This window comes from Bacillus cereus group sp. TH152-1LC, assembly GCF_027710505.1.
GTDB lineage: Bacteria > Bacillota > Bacilli > Bacillales > Bacillaceae_G > Bacillus_A > Bacillus_A mobilis.
The window spans coordinates 288,079-303,945 of record NZ_JAQFNK010000002.1 but is presented as its reverse complement, the minus strand read 5'-3'; the positions used below and the strand labels follow the sequence as shown (position 1 = coordinate 303,945).

The window sequence follows — 15,867 nt, the reverse complement described above, 5'->3', positions numbered from 1 at the left end:
TGCTCAAGATGATAAAATATGCCCCTTACAAAGCAGTGTCTTTCTCCATAATTTCTCCATTCCCCTTATTCTTACTCTAACTATTAATTTTTGATTTTTTTGAATTTTCAACTCATTAGAGTGGTATTGCGTGGAGTATAGTTGTCAGACCTCTTTGTTTTTATCACACATATAGTAACATATTTAGTTGAAAAATAAAAACATATTTTCAAATTGATTTTTTTGAAAATCAAAATTATCTACATTTTTTATTCTTTTACACAAATATTGTTACAATCTCACCTTTTATCCTATCATTATTTTCAAATAACTTTATGCACGTAACATAGCAAAAAAGCCATCCAACATAATTAGATGGCTTTTGCATGTTACTCTATCGTCTCAACTTCACGTGGATTTTTCATCTCTTCCACATACACAACTCTAAATCCGTGATCTTCTAAATCTGTCAATAACGTCTCTAATTCACCGTCGTTAAACTCTTCTCCTAATGTAAACATAATTCTACGAACTAATAAGGCATCATTATCAAAAGTCATTAAACTTTGGATACCTGTATATTTTTTTAATACTGTCGATAATTTTTGAATGGCCCCATTATAATCCTGTGTCCCAATCATGACAGAATATTTACTAGAATGAACGCCCCAAGCATCTTCTAACAACTCAAAAACTTTTTTATGCGTTAAAATTCCAAGGAAAACTCCTTTTTCATCAACCACTGATAAATAAGGTAATTTTTTTATTGTAAAAAATACTTTAAAGAACGAAGAATCTTCTCTGACATACCCTTCTTTATCGTTTAATAATTGTACTACACTCTCTTCCAGCGAACCTTTATATTCTAAAATATCTACTTTATATATATTCCCTAAATATTTCTCTTTTTTTTCATCTAAAACTGGTACACAACGATAGCCAGTTTTATTTAAATGCTTCAGCGCTTCCCCTATTGTAATTGAACTTGAGCAAAATAGAACTTCCCTTTTCGGCACATAATTCCCTTTAATCCTCATAAACAGCCTCCTTATGTTAAAATACTTTCTGTGCCATAACTATATTATATTTTCAGAAAAAAATAAATAATTTATTTTACTTTTCTGAAAATTATTCATTTTCTTGTCATAATTTATTCACGTTTCATTCACTTATATCCCCTACAATACTAAACTTCTTTAAGAAAAATATATTGTAACTTACACAGAAAAAAGCTAAAATAAGAATAAGAATTTTCTGAATATTCTAAGAGTAGGTGATTACATGTCTTTATTGCGCTCACATATATGTAAATTTATTATCGGTGTTCTCATTATTTTTATCATTAGTCCTATTCCTGCTTTATTCATTACACATAAATACTCATACATAACTGGCTTTATAAGCATTTTTCATAACTTCGCACAACTTTCTTCTATGACAATTCCAAAGATTGATTGGATGAACGAATCTATCTTTTTCTCAGCAAATCAGATGGTTCATACTTCGAATCATTCAACACCGTTATTCCCTTACATATGGGAAATATATTTTGTATCGATTGTTCGTTTTACCTTTACTCTTGCGATCGGATTCTTCATCAGTCTAGGGATCGGTCATTTATTTTTTAAAGCACCTCATTCGGTTAAGAAGTTCACTTCTTTATTAAGATGGATACCGTACTCTTTTTGTACCGTATTATTACAATGCTCAGTCTTATTTCTACTCCTATACATCGCAAAATTTATAAAACTTCCCTACTACTCATCTTTCATCATCGTTTGTAGTACTTCCATGATTATCGTTATGCAAGCAATAAAAAAGTGGGTCCCTTTCTTAAGTAACAGAAATGAATATGAAATAAAACAATCTTCTTTCCTTGTAGATACATTGTTTTTGGCGCTTACTTCAAATCATAAATCTATTCTAGGTTCCATTATTCTTTCATTCGTTTTTATGGAATGCGTTTTTCACGCAAGCGGACTATTACAATTTATCGTTCAATTCGGCGGAAATGCACCTGTAATTGTCACAATTAGCTTACTGCTTTTGTATATCCCGTATTGCATACTCTCTTTCCTTCAAACGCTATGGACGACAAATCACGTTAAACAACAATCATACGCTTTAACGAGAAGTATTCCAAAACCTTAATTTGAAATAACCCTCTAGAATCTGAAAGTGGAGGGTTATTCCTTTTGTATAGCGGACAAAATAACAGCAAATTCAAAAGCTATTGCAGAAACATACCAATATTTACCCTTTTTCTTTGACTATTCTTTTCGTTTGGATTTATTATAAAAGTATAACATAATTGCAGGAGGTGACATCTTTATTCCAAACTAGGGAATAGAGAACACACTTGGACATATTAAATATTTTTCTCATCTTTATACTTATCCTTATTTCAGGCTTTTTCGTTGCATCAGAATTCGCTGTTGTAAAAGTACGAAAAAGTCGAATTGACCAGCTTGCAAATGAAGGCAATAAACAAGCTTTAGCTGCAAGAAGTGTCCTATCTAATTTAGATGTTTATTTATCAGCTTGTCAGCTCGGAATTACGATTACTTCTTTAGGACTTGGTTGGCTTGGTGAACCGACTGTGGAACATTTACTACGACCGCTCTTTGAAAAAATTAATATTACTGGAACAATGGCGAATACTTTATCCTTTATTATTGCTTTTAGTTTTATTACATTTTTCCATGTTGTATTAGGTGAATTAGTTCCAAAATCTTTCGCCATTCAAAAAGCAGAAGCAATCACACTTAAGTTTGCAAGACCGCTTATTTTATTTGATAAAATTATGTATCCATTCATTTGGCTACTCAACAGTACGGCAATCTTTTTCACAAAACTACTTGGTTTAGAGCCTGCGAAAGAAAATGAACTTGCCCATTCAGAAGAGGAACTACGACTCATTTTAGGTGAAAGTTTCAAAAGCGGCGAAATAAACCAAACCGAATATAAATATGTAAATAATATTTTTGAATTTGACGACCGGGTCGCAAAAGAAATTATGGTCCCTCGTACAGAAATGATTTGCTTATCTACTGAAAATACGTTAGAAGAAAATATGGATATCGTCGCAACTGAAAAGTTTACACGCTATCCGATTATCGAAAAAGATAAAGATGATATTATCGGTATGATCAATACGAAAGAAGTGTTTCACGATCAAACGAAAGGCATTCATAAGCCACTTGAATCATACATACATCCAGTACTAACTGTATTTGAAACTGTTCCAATTCGCAAAACACTTGTACATCTACAAAAGAATCGTGTTCAGATGGCAATCGTTATGGATGAATATGGTGGTACTGCTGGACTTTTAACAATGGAAGATATTCTTGAAGAAATCATTGGAGAAATTCAAGATGAATTTGATGCGGATGAATCACCTATGATTGAAAAACGTACGCCGAAGCTTACTGTTTTAGATGGGAAAGTACTCATTTCTGAAGTAAATGATATGTTTGGCCTACATATTGATGATAGCGATTTAGATACAATTGGAGGCTGGCTCCTCTCTCAAGCAGTGGACTTAAATATTGAGGCTGGTTATTTCATTGAATTTGCTGGTTTTCAATTTAAAGCACTAGAACTTGATGGACATCAAGTGAAAAAAATTGCGGTACATAAATTAGACACGAAGAAGGAGTTATAAAGTGACAGTATTATTAACAATCTGTATCATTGCCTGTTTCATTGTTTCATTTCTCGCCTTTATTTATCCTATCATTCCAGGCATCCTTGCTGTATGGGCTGGATATTTCATTTACCATTTTGGTATAAATGGCGGAGAATTGACAACTTCCTTTTGGATTATTCAAGTCATTTTCACACTTTTCATTTTCGTTGCTGATTTTATTGCGAATGGATATTTTCTAAAGAAATACGGGAGTTCTAAATGGGGCGAACGTGTCGGTATGATTTCTATCATTGTTGGGTCTTTCTTCTTCCCACCATTCGGTTTAATTATCATACCGTTCTTATCGGTATTTATTACAGAACTCATGCATAAAAAAGCGCCAAAAGACGCCTTTCTAGTAGGAGTTGCTACTGTAGTTGGTTTTTTAAGCAGTACAGTAGCGAAAGCCATTCTCCAAATTATTATGATTATCATATTTGTATGTTATATCATCTTTTAACCATCCCAGTTTCGGGATGGTTTTTTAATAGGAAATACCTACTCGACTATTCTCATATTCGTTTTCACTACATAGATTCCACGTAAATTGCGCTGTATCACCAACCGTTATTTTCGCTCCACCTTCTGGTAATACATCTTTTTCAGTTCGATATACCCCTGTCGCACCCCCGTCTATTAAATGCGTCGGACAAACGACCGTCCAACATAAATTACTACGACTAAGTATCTTATATGCAGCTAAATGATCTTCTGCTGCTGTTGTCGTTTTCCTTTTTGATTCAGTTGATTGAAAACGATATACATTTAAATTTATTCTCGCTTGTAAAATACCAGCTGTTCCTATTGTAATGATTTTACGAACTCCTTCTTCTTCCATTTGCTTTATAATTTGTGGCATACTCTTCGCTAATGTCCCATTTTGATCCGTTCCAAGTGCACTAATTACTATATCACTACCTTTTACAGCTTTCTTTATATCATTTTCATTCCATACATTACCTTCTATCACTCGTAACCTTTCATGATGTATTTCCATTCTATTTACATCACGCGCTAATGCAGTTACTTCCGCTAAATCCTTTAATGCTAATTTTATTATGTTTGAACCTACTCGCCCAGTTGCTCCCAATATACATACTTTCATTTGTTTCCCCCCTATTTCATTCTTTCTCTATTTTTCAATAATCTCACTCAATTTACAACAAAAAAGCTTCCTCATTTATAAGAGGAAGCTCTATTATTATTTTATTTCTTTTCTTTAGAATCCGTAGACTTCTCAGTTCCACTTGTTTCTTTATCCTTTTTGTCCTCTTGTTGTGTTGTTGTATCGTCTTCTTTCTTCTTGTCCTCACCTTTACTACAACCTACCATTAATAAAGAACTTGCAAGTGCCATAGCAGTTAATGATTTAACCCATTTGTTCATTTGCGTTTCCTCCTTTAGATAGAATATGTACAATCCCATATTACTCTCTATTTTTAAAGGAAAGATTGAAAAATAGTAAATAAACGGTAAATGTTTGTAAATTTTCTGATAATACACATAGCCCCCTATTCTTTTTTCTCCATGAAAAGTAAAAAACTAAGGCGCCTATCTTTCCGCCTTAGTTTCTTATGCAAACTTCTCATTTTCATATACATGTTTAATCTTATACTCTTTCTTCACAACATATTGCCATACACTATAGGCATAACGGTTCATTTTCAGGAAGCAATTTTCTAAAAAAGAGCGAAATTCTGGATTCGCAACTTCAACTGCCACTTGAGCAAACTTTAGTGCTAACCGTTTTAAATGCGAAATATAACAAGTTGCAATATGGACATCCCCTGTATATTTACTATCAGTTTCCTTTTCCATTTCATGAAAATGAAATGAAATTGGTTCACAAGTTATATGCTGTACATTCTCTCCTTCTTGAAAATTTACTTGTTCATTATATGCTTGCAGCATATAAGGTAAATGCTGCTGTAATAGCTCCTTTAATTCTTCGTCTCTTACCTTTCCTGTATACTCCCCAATCTTATATATAAGCATATAACTATACCTCATTAATTCTTTCATACAATCCATGAAAGTACCTCCCTTCTCTTTTGTATATACACTATAAATATGATGCTATAACATTTGCTATTCTTGCTAAAAACCAATCCCATTTACTAATTTTCTCAAAATCTTCTTCCGAAAATCTTTTTGATTTATGAAAATCTACTTTTAATCGGTTCCATACGTCAGCAACAACTTTTTTATCATATATGAGACAATTAGATTCACAATTTAAATAAAAACTTCTATTATCAAAATTCGCTGTACCTATATCGACAATTTCTCCGTCAATGATTGTTACTTTCCCGTGAAAAAAACCATTCCGATATTGAGAAATTTCTGCTCCAGCATCGTTCATATCTTTCAAATACGGATAAGCCGCTTGTTTTAACAATACCGCATCACTTTTAAATGGCACGAGAATTTTTACATTGACACCGCGATGTAATGCATCTTTTAACTCACCCATCATTTCTTTACTTGGTACAAAATAAGGCGTAGCAATAATTAACGACTTTTTAGCCTTCTTTAAAAACGCTCCATATTTCTCCCATAAACCTTTTCCATCTGAAAATAAATATTGATATTTCACATTCCCTATTGCAGATAAACTTTCATGTACAGGCATTATTTCTCCTGTATCTTCTTTCCAATCAGCAGCAAATTTTCTTTCCATATCCGTAGCACCATTCCCATTGATTCGTACATGATAATCACGCCACGGACCAAATTTCGGATCTTGTCCAAGGTACTCCTTTCCAATATTAAAACCGCCGACGTATGATACCTTCCCATCTATCGTAACAATGCGTCTATGATTCCGTTGATGCAATGAATAGAATACATGTTTCAGTTTAAGCTTTTTACTAAACGTAAACTGGACACCGTTTCTTTTTAGTTGACGAATTACCTTTTTCTTCAGCTTATATCCACCTATTCGATCAACTGACAATTTCACTTCTACTCCACTCGATGCCTTTTTCTCGAGTAACTGCAAAAATTCTTGGCTTATTTCATCTTTACCTACAATATAAAAATGGATATATATGTACTTTTCAGCATTACGTATATCCTCAAATAAATTCTTATATAACTCTTCGCCGTTCGTATATAGTTGAAAATCACCTAATCGAACTTGTCCTAATTCATATTCACTAGCCATTTTTTTCCCCATTTCCACATCGATGTTCATCCAAATGAATACACCTACTAAAAAAAGGAGTACAGCGAAAAAGTGTTTCATGGATATTTTCCTTTCTCCACTTACTGTTATTTCTATATCTTCCCTTTTTTAATACATTATCATTCAAGAAAATATGTCATTACATGATATATGTCCATAGCAAACGATAGCTCATTTGCATATTGTATGTTGTATCTTAAAATAAAAGGAGGAAATAACAATGGGCTTCGCACATGGTAATGGATTCGCGCTATTAGTCGTATTATTTATCCTCTTAATCATCGTCGGTGCTGCTTGCTTCTGCTAAGTAGTTATCGTCATATGATATGTGGATGAAAAAACTATAAAAGCGGACACCTATTTTTAGGTGTCCGCTTTTCATATGAAAAACATTTCAGTTCGTTATAATACCGTTAACAACTACATATTCAACTCAAAAAGTTAGTAATGTGGCTACTTTCTTACTCTCTGCTTTACGTATATGACGTTGTTCTGCACGCAACACAGCAATGCGATGTAATTCTTTCTCTTCTTCTGTTTCAGGGATTACTCGAGGAACTGGAACCGGGTTATTCTCCTTACTAAGTGCAACGAATGTAACAAATGAAGTTGCTGCTATACGTTTCTCACCTGAAATTAGATCTTCTGCTACTACCTTCACAAATACTTCCATAGAAGTTCTACCCGTCCAAATTACAAAAGATTCATAACTAACACAATCTGAAGAGCGAACAGGATGTAAGAAATCTACCCAATCCATAGATGCAGTGACACATTCTTTTCTTGCATGCCTCGTTGCTGAAATAGAAGCAACCATATCCATCTCGGCTAATATTTTTCCACCAAATAGCGTATTATGATCATTTAAATCTGTTGGAAATACTCGGCTCGTTTTAAACACTCTGGATTCATTAGCTGTTTTTCCCTTTACTTCAGTCATTATTATCACCTCTTTGATTATTTAATCCACTATTTGCAGACAGTGAACTACCCACCACAAAATTCGGCTGGAGCAAAGAAGTTCGGTAAGAGTTCCATTTCCCATTAACATTAGAACAGTATGAACTTACTATCACTACACGTTTAATATTAACAACATTCAGAACTCTTAGTCCACAAAAAAGAACCGATGTGATCAATCGGCTCCTCTAAATACATATTGTTCTTTCGGCTGTTCAACTTTATTCCATTTCGTTACTTCTAAAACAGGGATGTTCGCATGGAACGGCTGATAAAATTCCGTTGCTATTTCTCCTTCAACTTGAATCCAATCATCATTGTTCCATTCTACCCCTTCTGGTTTTTTCACTAACATACCATATACACCAGAATCCGCTACACAATGTATAATACCGAAACGGAATAAGAAATATTGTTCTTTTTTAGAAGAATCATCTTTGAAAACAAACCCTTTAAAAGATAATTTTTTCCCAGTAAACTCGCCAGGATAATTATAAATTGTTTCCATCCCTTTTAGGAAATCTTCATCTTTTAAAGTAATACTATCTTTCGTAACGAACTCTTTTTTCCCTTTTTCCATTACACCACGGTATCCTTCTTTCCCATAATAAATGCTCGTATCAGGTCTTAGAAATTGCCTTGTCATAAATGGATCTTTACTTTCTGCTTGTGCCACTGGAAAATGAAACCCTTTCGCCTTAACAATATCTGAATCTAATGTTGCAATTGGGAAAAACAATCCTGAGACTATCGGAAAACAAAACAATGTGTACGAAAATGCTTTTTTCCACCATGTATTCTCATCTTTTGAATGATCATGCCCACAATGGCTATGATCGCAACCACAATTGTGCTGTTCTTTTTCTTTTTCTTTTTGATGTTCTTTTTGGAAAACGATAATAATTTGAACGACCGTTAAAAAACCTAAAATAATAGCTGCTGTTTTTGATAAATAGGCATACTTCATATTGATATACTTCGTAATATTACCTGAAATATGAAGCTGCGCGATTAAGATTGTAAACCCTAATAATATATATGCTCGAAACATAACCTACCACCCCATCGCATAAATGAGTAGTGAGCTTGCATAAACAACAAGTGTAACTGTAACTGTAACGACAATTACAAATTTCGTTTTAAATGTTGCAAGCATCATAAACATATTTTTAATATCCACCATCGGTCCGTATACGAGGAACGCGACAAGTGATGCTGTTGAAAATGTACTTTGGAATGACGAAGCAATAAATGCATCCGCCTCTGAACAAAGTGATAAAATGTAAGCAAGTCCCATCATAACAGCTGGTGAAGAAAACGGCCCTTGTCCTATAGCAAGCAGTGTTGAAGTTTGTACGAACGTTTGAACTGCAGCTGCAATTAACGCACCTAATACTAAATATTTTCCCATCGAGAAAAATTCCTCAACAGCATGCGTACATACATCCCACATTTTTTTACGTAATGGACGCTTATGATTCACTTCTGGGAAGTGATCATCTCTTAATTGATGTTCTTTAAACTTAAATGATAATATAATTCCAACGATAATTGCTACGATAATCGCTACAATAGAACGATACCATACCATGTGCATACTACTTCCAAAGGCAACATATGTTGCAAATAATACGACCGGATTAATAATCGGCCCAGTTAACATAAATGCAATCCCGGCATATGGTGGAACCCCTTTTCCGATTAATCGTCTTACGATCGGAACAATCCCACATTCACAACCTGGAAACATCATACCTAAAAAAGTAGCCATTAAAACAGACAGAAAACGGTTTTTCGGCATCCATTTTGCTACCATATCCTCTGTCACAAACATTTGAATGAATCCTGAAATAAATACACCAATGAGCACAAAAGGAAGTGCTTCGATCAAAATAGAGATAAAGATTGTATTCATTTGCAGGAATGCTTTCGGTAATTGAAACAATTCCATGATGTATTTCCTCCAACTTTTCATTAACAATATGTAATTTTAACCCCATTTTATTAATTGGACAAGACTTATACGGAATACACCCCCTTCCTATACATTACATTTTATAAGTTATATTCTATTCAAAACTTTGGATTTCATAGCAAAAAAGCTGCTCTAGCGCAGTTACACAACTATGCTAGAGCAGCTTTCTTCTCGTTAAAAGTAACGTTTCTTCCAAAAAACAAACGCTAATGTGAAAGATAGTGTTACACATATTATGAGTACAATTACAAAACCATGTGCTTCCCCTTCAAACGGGACCTTTACGTTCATTCCAAAGAAACTAGAAACCATCGTTGGTAACGATAAAATGATTGTGATAGATGTTAACAGCTTCATAACACTATTTAAATTATTTGATATAACGGAGCTAAAAGTATTCATCATTCCACTTAAAATGTGACTATATATTTCCGCCATTTCAATAGCCTGTTTATTTTCAATTAATACATCTTCTAACAAATCTTGATCGTCTTCATACATTTTTAAAAATGTACTGTTACGCATTAATTTTTGAATTACAATTTTATTCGCCTTTAATGATGTTGTAAAGTAAACTAAACTCTTTTCAAGGCCTAGCAATGTGAAAATCTCTTTATTTTTCATCGACTTATTTAATTGATGCTCTAAATCGATTGTTTTTCTGTTAATTTGCTTTAAGTATCTTAAATAATAAGTAGAAATCGTATATAAGAGCTGAAGTGCAAAGCGTGTCTTTTTAAACGTATAAAATTCTTTAATACGTTGATTAATAAAACGTTCAAAAATTGGGTTTTCTTCTAAACAAATTGTCACAAAGCAATCTGGCATTACAATCATACCTATTGGAATCGTGTCATAAATCGAATTTCCTTCTTCATCATGTCTAACTGTTGGAATATCCACGATTATTAAAGTATTATTGTCTTCCTTTTCAATACGAGAGCGTTCTTCATCATCTAAAGGGTCTTTAATGAAATCTAAGTCTACATTTAAAGTTTGTACTAGATATTGAATTTCTTCTTCCGTTGGATGAAGTACATTAATCCAGCAACCCTTTTGCATTTCCTCAACCTCTTGTAGTTTTCCGTTTCGGTCTGTTAAATAAATATTTAACATACTATCACCCCGATTCTTTTTACATGTAGGAATCTACCTCTCTTACATAACAGTTTTTGAACCGCCATTCTCAGCATATGAAACATACGTTTAAATTTCAATAGAAAAATTATTTTGAAAACGTTTTTATAAGAAAAATATTCTAAACAAAGAAAAAGACAGAGTGCTCTCTGCCTTAAAAAGCTTATGTTGCCTTTATAACATATTTAGAAAGCATCCACAAGTTAAAGCCAACTGAAATCGTATAACCAGCGTATGTTGAAATGATAAAACTTACATAATCGAAATACGGAAGCAATACAATATTTAAAACTATCTTCACAATAATACCAATCACTAATCCTAGCACTGTTTTCTGTTGTTGATTAATTCCTTGTAACATCGCAGCTGTTACTGTAAAAAGGGAAAATAGTATACAAGCAGGAGCGTAATACTGTAAAATAACTCTCCCCATCTCCGGGTCATTGCCGGCACCAAATAAAAGAGTATATACTGGTTTTGCTAGTAACATCATCCCAATTGCTGCTGGTACCGTAATACCTACCACTAATACATTCGTCCTCGTAAAATGTTTGTACAGTAACTTCACATTTCCTGCTGTATAGGCTTTCGTCATCTCAGGTACGAGAGACATACTAAAAGCAGTCGCAACGGAAACTGGGATAAGTACAACCATCTGAACAAGACCAATTATTGCATTAATCTTCTCCGCTTCTCCTTGCATATATCCTATTTGTATAAGTAGTTTATTAATTGTAAATGTGTCAATCGTCTGATACAACGGAATTGCTAAACCAACGACAACAAACGGTATTGAATATGTAAAGAGCTCCTTATATAGCGAGAAAAAAGATTTCGTTGTTTGCGGAATACTTGCCATTTCTTTTTTCTTTAAGTGCTTTCTCCTTCTAATGTAATACGCACTTAAAACCGTTAATCCACCTATCGCTCCCATAAAGGCACCGAACGTTGAAATACCAACAGCTAGAGAGATAGAAGCTTTTAAAATATATAACACGACAAAGCTTCCTATCAAAATGGTTAAGACTCGGAAAAATTGTTCTACCACTACACTTAAAGCAGAAGGCCCCATCGATTGGAATCCTTGAAAGAAACCCCTTAATAAACTCATTACCGGTACAAGTATTAACGCAAAGCTTACAATTTGAATATTAGTTGTGACCGCCGCTACACTATTCCCTGTTTGATCATTTCCGTCGATTACGAGTGTAGCTAAATGTGGAGCTAATATATATAGGGTTAAACATGAGATTACTCCCATTATTAACATAAAAAAGATGCCACTCTTTAATACTCTCTTAACTGTATGGTAGTCATTTAGTTGATCATATTTTGATACCATTTTTGAAACTGCAAGCGGTAGTCCCATCGTCGCAATACTGAGCATAATCGTATACGGACGATATGCATAGGTGTATAAAACGTACCCACTCGTACCGACCATGGCTGTAAATGGTATAACATATATAAATCCTAACATTTTAGATATCATCGTTGCCATCGTTAAAAATATCGTTCCACGTATAAACGGTGACCCTTTCATCACATTCCTCCGCTACGCTTTATTATTATACATTATGGACAACTCTGTTTTTTTAGAACCGAAAACAAGTCAACTCCCCCTGAATTGTTGGGTTTCACCCGTAACACAAATCAGATGGAGTCTTCTTGCCGAAACAAATAAAAAAGCCAATGAAAAATCATTGACTTTAACGCGCTGCTTTTTTCTTTTTGAAATACTTTAAACCGAAGTATAAAGCAACAAAGAGAACAGCTCCTATAATTATGTAATGTGTGTAATCAGATGCATACTCTTTAATGTGTCTCCAATTTCCACCAAGCTTTTCACCTAAGTATATAAATAGTATTGACCATGGAATAATCGCAACTACAGTATACAGTGTAAATAGTTTTAACGGCATTTTAGCTAATCCTGCTGGAATAGAGATTGCGTGACGTACGACTGGGATAAAGCGCGCAGAAAAGATTACTCCTGCTCCGTAACGCTTAAACCAACCTTCCGCTATGTCTAAATGGTGTTTATTAATAAGTAGATATTTCCCGTATTTCTCTACAACTGGACGTCCTCCATAGTATCCAAGCCAATATAAAAATATTTGAGCTAACGTACCACCGATTGTTCCAGCAATGACTGCACCGACAAAGCTAATTTTACCATCTGCAACTAAAAAGCCCGCATACGAAAGTACAATTTCACTCGGGATAATTTCAATCATTAAAGCTAGCGCTACTCCAAAGTAACCTAAGCTTGCAAAAAATTGCAATAACTGATCTATTATGCTTGCTAACATTTTATTTTCTATCTCCTTTTTTCTTCACATACCATCCCATTATTACATAAAGGTTGCATTCTGCCAATATCTTCATTCCAACAATATTATCTATTAATCTAGTAAAGTTTCTTTCTGAGGTTCTTTCATGAAGGAAAATATTTCTTTAATTTGCTCTTCTGTATTTCTAGCAATCGATAAATTAGGCAATTCATTCTCGCCAAAGAATTCCACATCTTCTGTTTCAATACTCGTTTTCTTTTCGCCACCAATAATCTTACAGCTAATAAAAATTTTATATACATGTGTTGCTGAAGGTGATGGTTGATGTTTTTCTTTATCAAATATAGCGAGTAGTTTAAAATCATCTACTTCATAACCCGTCTCCTCTATAACTTCTTTTGCAGCTACTTCTGTCGGCGTATAGCCGATATCAGCCCATCCACCCGGCAATGCCCATTTCCCATCACTTTTTTCTTTCACAAATAATAACTTTTCATTTTGAAAAACGACTGCTCTTATATCAACTTTTGGTGTTTGATAGCCTGTCTCATTTGCAAATAACTTCTCTACAACTTCCCAATCTGTCTTTGTATAATGTGACATTATCGAAATGGAAATATCCCGTAATTGTTGGAAACGCTCTATATCATACACATCTTTAGAATACGTTAAACCCGCTTGGGCTATAGCTTGTATTTGTTTTACCCAATCAATCCATTTTACCGTCATGTTTCCACATCTCCCATCCTCTTTTAATTGAATATTAAGCCAGTTCTGTTGATACATCTTTATTATACAAAAAAAGAGATTGATAATGTCCCAATCTCTTTCAAAATTAATCCAATTCATGTAGGTGGTCATGTATATACTTTCTTCTTTTATTTATATATTCATAAATCATTTCAGCTTCTTGATCAAATGTTTCTAATTTGTCTTTCATATATGGATCTTGAAGTAAATATGGACGAATCGATTCACACAACCCTTCAACTTTCGGCGTCATAAATGAAACGGTAAATTGTTCTTCTAATATTTCTTCCAAAATACCTCGGTATTGTTTTCTAAATACAGGTATATCTAACAATCTTGCACTTAACGTGTTATAGCCTTGAATACGAATATACTCATGATTTAGTGGCCTTCCTTGTACATCACGCCCCCAAGTCGCATCATAATCCCACGGTATCACTTCAAATAAATTCGTTTCATCATTATGATATAGCGCATAGTTATGAACAAAACCATCAAAGTTTTGCGTAAAAATAACGCCCGCTAACCACCTTAAATATTTATCAACATGTAGAAACTTCCCAATTTCTTTTTCATAAGCTTCCCTCGACAAAGCATTCGCTTGAAATACAAATTCACTCAGTTGTTCTTCACTATTTTTATTCGAATGTTTAAATTCATAACCCGCAAAGAGCTCGGTCTTAACATCTTTATCTCTCTCACTCATTAAAGAAAAATTCGCATCATCATCGATCGCATAATAAATAGAACCATTTGGTAATCCTCTATTTTTCAAAAAGTTTTCATCTACTGATTCTAACTGTAAATATACACCCTGAATTTGACCATTAATTTTTATAAATACATGTTGTGATTTTGGTGAAAGTACACCAATATCATGAAAAAAATCTAAAGATAATTTATTTCGTATGAGAGACGGATCCATAAACTCAGAATTTAAATGAAACTCTTTTGCACCTTGAAACTTTTTCGGTTTATAAAATATAACATGATAAGACTTTTTCTCGAATTCACGAATATGAGCCCCTCGGTATACGATATCAATGTCATACTTCTTTTTTCCATAAGTTAATTTTGCTGGCACTGGACTATCTGACCAAATGTCTTTTTTTAATTCCACTAAGTACATTGGATGAATAAAAAAATCATATGAAGGTAGCATATTTTCTCATCCCTTCTCAGTTCTCTTCATTCAATGTATGCACCTTGCCTTGTCCATACATCCGCTATCATCTATTTATATAAAATTACACTCTTGTCCTGTTCAGAAAGACGTCATATCTCATATCATGTTAAGGAAAAAGAATACCTTTTCACCTGAATACATGATAAGGAGGATTTCTATGAAACGTGATATTAGAAAAGCTGTCGAGGAAATCAAAAGTGCGGGGATGGAAGATTTCTTACATCAAGATCCAAGTACATTTGAGTGCGATGATGATTGCACAACAAAAATAGAGTGTAGCGAAGATTGTAAATGCCCAAGAACAAGGTGTACTCGCGTGAAACATTGTACGTTCGTTACAAAATGTACTCACGTTAAAAAGTGGACATTTGTTACGAAATGTACTCGTGTCCGCGTTCAAAAATGGACGTTCGTTACGAAAGTAACACGTAGAAAAGAATGCGTTTTAGTTACAAAACGTACTCGCAGAAAGCATTGTACATTCGTTACAAAATGTATACGCTTTGAAAAGAAATTTTACTGGACAAAACGATGTTACTGTAAAAAATGCGAATTCTTCCCGAATGGACACGGTGGCTCTTGCGACGATTCGTGTGATGACGGAAAGAAATGGAACGATTGCAAAGATGGCGGACATAAATTCCCATCTTGCAAAAACAAGAAATTCGATCACTTCTGGTACAAAAAACGTAATTGCTAGTTTTTCAT

Annotated in this window: 18 protein-coding genes; 5 read left to right on the top strand and 13 right to left on the bottom strand. The window is 33.8% G+C overall.

Annotated features, from left to right (window positions below):
* Positions 1-368: 368 nt before the first annotated feature.
* A complete protein-coding gene (cbpA, locus tag PDL00_RS08095; RefSeq protein ID WP_061676430.1) occupies positions 369-1,016 on the bottom strand; it encodes a cyclic di-AMP binding protein CbpA in 648 nt (215 codons plus the stop codon).
* 244 nt (positions 1,017-1,260) lie between these two features.
* Here cbpA and PDL00_RS08090 point away from each other — a divergent pair, with 244 nt between their 5' ends.
* The 3 genes from PDL00_RS08090 to PDL00_RS08080 all read left to right on the top strand — a co-directional run bounded on the left by PDL00_RS08090 (position 1,261) and on the right by PDL00_RS08080 (position 4,130).
* Positions 1,261-2,130 carry a hypothetical protein gene (locus PDL00_RS08090; protein ID WP_242254041.1) on the top strand — a complete coding sequence of 290 codons (870 nt, stop codon included), beginning with the start codon at positions 1,261-1,263 and terminating at the stop codon, positions 2,128-2,130.
* A gap of 208 nt (positions 2,131-2,338) precedes the next feature.
* Positions 2,339-3,646 carry a hemolysin family protein gene (locus PDL00_RS08085; protein ID WP_270728291.1) on the top strand — a complete coding sequence of 436 codons (1,308 nt, stop codon included), beginning with the start codon at positions 2,339-2,341 and terminating at the stop codon, positions 3,644-3,646.
* Between the two features lies 1 nt (position 3,647).
* The gene (locus PDL00_RS08080) at positions 3,648-4,130 is read left to right on the top strand and encodes a DUF456 domain-containing protein (protein ID WP_000217326.1); all 483 of its coding nucleotides are present in this window, start codon (positions 3,648-3,650) and stop codon (positions 4,128-4,130) included.
* A 24-nt stretch (positions 4,131-4,154) separates the two neighbouring features.
* Here PDL00_RS08080 and PDL00_RS08075 read toward each other — a convergent pair whose 3' ends face one another.
* The 4 genes from PDL00_RS08075 to cls form a co-directional block, all read right to left on the bottom strand.
* Positions 4,155-4,775 carry an NAD(P)-dependent oxidoreductase gene (locus PDL00_RS08075; RefSeq protein ID WP_270728288.1) on the bottom strand — a complete coding sequence of 207 codons (621 nt, stop codon included), beginning with the start codon at positions 4,773-4,775 and terminating at the stop codon, positions 4,155-4,157.
* A 101-nt stretch (positions 4,776-4,876) separates the two neighbouring features.
* Positions 4,877-5,056 carry a hypothetical protein gene (locus PDL00_RS08070; protein ID WP_001045960.1) on the bottom strand — a complete coding sequence of 60 codons (180 nt, stop codon included), beginning with the start codon at positions 5,054-5,056 and terminating at the stop codon, positions 4,877-4,879.
* A gap of 186 nt (positions 5,057-5,242) precedes the next feature.
* Complete coding sequence (locus PDL00_RS08065) at positions 5,243-5,701, bottom strand: spore coat protein (RefSeq protein ID WP_242254034.1); 459 nt, start codon at positions 5,699-5,701, stop codon at positions 5,243-5,245.
* Positions 5,702-5,732: 31 nt separating this feature from the next.
* Positions 5,733-6,917, bottom strand: coding sequence for a cardiolipin synthase (gene cls / locus PDL00_RS08060; protein WP_270728285.1), 1,185 nt, complete (start codon positions 6,915-6,917; stop codon positions 5,733-5,735).
* Between the two features lie 160 nt (positions 6,918-7,077).
* Here cls and PDL00_RS08055 point away from each other — a divergent pair, with 160 nt between their 5' ends.
* Entirely contained in the window at positions 7,078-7,164 is an 87-nt protein-coding gene (locus tag PDL00_RS08055) for a YjcZ family sporulation protein (protein ID WP_000505094.1), read from the top strand.
* A gap of 126 nt (positions 7,165-7,290) precedes the next feature.
* On the opposite strand, the gene PDL00_RS08050 is transcribed toward PDL00_RS08055, so the two are convergent.
* The 8 genes from PDL00_RS08050 to cotH all read right to left on the bottom strand — a co-directional run bounded on the left by PDL00_RS08050 (position 7,291) and on the right by cotH (position 15,135).
* On the bottom strand, positions 7,291-7,797 hold the full coding sequence (locus tag PDL00_RS08050) for an acyl-CoA thioesterase (RefSeq protein WP_000141167.1): 507 nt from the start codon (positions 7,795-7,797) through the stop codon (positions 7,291-7,293).
* A gap of 195 nt (positions 7,798-7,992) precedes the next feature.
* Entirely contained in the window at positions 7,993-8,868 is an 876-nt protein-coding gene (locus PDL00_RS08045) for a TIGR03943 family putative permease subunit (protein WP_242254031.1), read from the bottom strand.
* A gap of 3 nt (positions 8,869-8,871) precedes the next feature.
* Positions 8,872-9,768, bottom strand: coding sequence for a permease (locus PDL00_RS08040; protein ID WP_061676438.1), 897 nt, complete (start codon positions 9,766-9,768; stop codon positions 8,872-8,874).
* Between the two features lie 198 nt (positions 9,769-9,966).
* Entirely contained in the window at positions 9,967-10,908 is a 942-nt protein-coding gene (locus tag PDL00_RS08035; RefSeq protein WP_000932392.1) for a magnesium transporter CorA family protein, read from the bottom strand.
* 184 nt (positions 10,909-11,092) lie between these two features.
* The gene (locus PDL00_RS08030) at positions 11,093-12,472 is read right to left on the bottom strand and encodes a putative polysaccharide biosynthesis protein (RefSeq protein WP_242254030.1); all 1,380 of its coding nucleotides are present in this window, start codon (positions 12,470-12,472) and stop codon (positions 11,093-11,095) included.
* A 166-nt stretch (positions 12,473-12,638) separates the two neighbouring features.
* The gene (locus PDL00_RS08025) at positions 12,639-13,241 is read right to left on the bottom strand and encodes a DedA family protein (RefSeq protein WP_000881202.1); all 603 of its coding nucleotides are present in this window, start codon (positions 13,239-13,241) and stop codon (positions 12,639-12,641) included.
* 93 nt (positions 13,242-13,334) lie between these two features.
* On the bottom strand, positions 13,335-13,952 hold the full coding sequence (locus tag PDL00_RS08020) for an NUDIX hydrolase N-terminal domain-containing protein (RefSeq protein ID WP_242254029.1): 618 nt from the start codon (positions 13,950-13,952) through the stop codon (positions 13,335-13,337).
* A gap of 106 nt (positions 13,953-14,058) precedes the next feature.
* Positions 14,059-15,135 (bottom strand): spore coat protein CotH, encoded by a 1,077-nt coding sequence (gene cotH / locus PDL00_RS08015; protein WP_242254028.1) that lies wholly within the window; start codon positions 15,133-15,135, stop codon positions 14,059-14,061.
* Positions 15,136-15,316: 181 nt separating this feature from the next.
* Here cotH and exsB point away from each other — a divergent pair, with 181 nt between their 5' ends.
* Positions 15,317-15,859 carry an exosporium protein ExsB gene (gene exsB, locus PDL00_RS08010; RefSeq protein WP_270728280.1) on the top strand — a complete coding sequence of 181 codons (543 nt, stop codon included), beginning with the start codon at positions 15,317-15,319 and terminating at the stop codon, positions 15,857-15,859.
* The last annotated feature ends 8 nt before the right edge of the window (positions 15,860-15,867 follow it).

What these genes read in the sequence shown, in the direction of transcription:
- exsB (WP_270728280.1), top strand. Translation starts at nt 15,317, where the DNA reads ATGAAACGTGATATTAGAAAAGCTGTCGAGGAAATCAAAAGTGCGGGG.
- cbpA (WP_061676430.1), bottom strand. Translation starts at nt 1,016, where the DNA reads ATGAGGATTAAAGGGAATTATGTGCCGAAAAGGGAAGTTCTATTTTGC.
- cls (WP_270728285.1), bottom strand. Translation starts at nt 6,917, where the DNA reads ATGAAACACTTTTTCGCTGTACTCCTTTTTTTAGTAGGTGTATTCATT.
- PDL00_RS08025 (WP_000881202.1), bottom strand. Translation starts at nt 13,241, where the DNA reads ATGTTAGCAAGCATAATAGATCAGTTATTGCAATTTTTTGCAAGCTTA.
- PDL00_RS08075 (WP_270728288.1), bottom strand. Translation starts at nt 4,775, where the DNA reads ATGAAAGTATGTATATTGGGAGCAACTGGGCGAGTAGGTTCAAACATA.
- PDL00_RS08065 (WP_242254034.1), bottom strand. Translation starts at nt 5,701, where the DNA reads ATGGATTGTATGAAAGAATTAATGAGGTATAGTTATATGCTTATATAT.
- PDL00_RS08070 (WP_001045960.1), bottom strand. Translation starts at nt 5,056, where the DNA reads ATGAACAAATGGGTTAAATCATTAACTGCTATGGCACTTGCAAGTTCT.
- PDL00_RS08045 (WP_242254031.1), bottom strand. Translation starts at nt 8,868, where the DNA reads ATGTTTCGAGCATATATATTATTAGGGTTTACAATCTTAATCGCGCAG.
- PDL00_RS08050 (WP_000141167.1), bottom strand. Translation starts at nt 7,797, where the DNA reads ATGACTGAAGTAAAGGGAAAAACAGCTAATGAATCCAGAGTGTTTAAA.
- PDL00_RS08020 (WP_242254029.1), bottom strand. Translation starts at nt 13,952, where the DNA reads ATGACGGTAAAATGGATTGATTGGGTAAAACAAATACAAGCTATAGCC.
- PDL00_RS08030 (WP_242254030.1), bottom strand. Translation starts at nt 12,472, where the DNA reads ATGAAAGGGTCACCGTTTATACGTGGAACGATATTTTTAACGATGGCA.
- PDL00_RS08055 (WP_000505094.1), top strand. Translation starts at nt 7,078, where the DNA reads ATGGGCTTCGCACATGGTAATGGATTCGCGCTATTAGTCGTATTATTT.
- cotH (WP_242254028.1), bottom strand. Translation starts at nt 15,135, where the DNA reads ATGCTACCTTCATATGATTTTTTTATTCATCCAATGTACTTAGTGGAA.
- PDL00_RS08090 (WP_242254041.1), top strand. Translation starts at nt 1,261, where the DNA reads ATGTCTTTATTGCGCTCACATATATGTAAATTTATTATCGGTGTTCTC.
- PDL00_RS08040 (WP_061676438.1), bottom strand. Translation starts at nt 9,768, where the DNA reads ATGGAATTGTTTCAATTACCGAAAGCATTCCTGCAAATGAATACAATC.
- PDL00_RS08035 (WP_000932392.1), bottom strand. Translation starts at nt 10,908, where the DNA reads ATGTTAAATATTTATTTAACAGACCGAAACGGAAAACTACAAGAGGTT.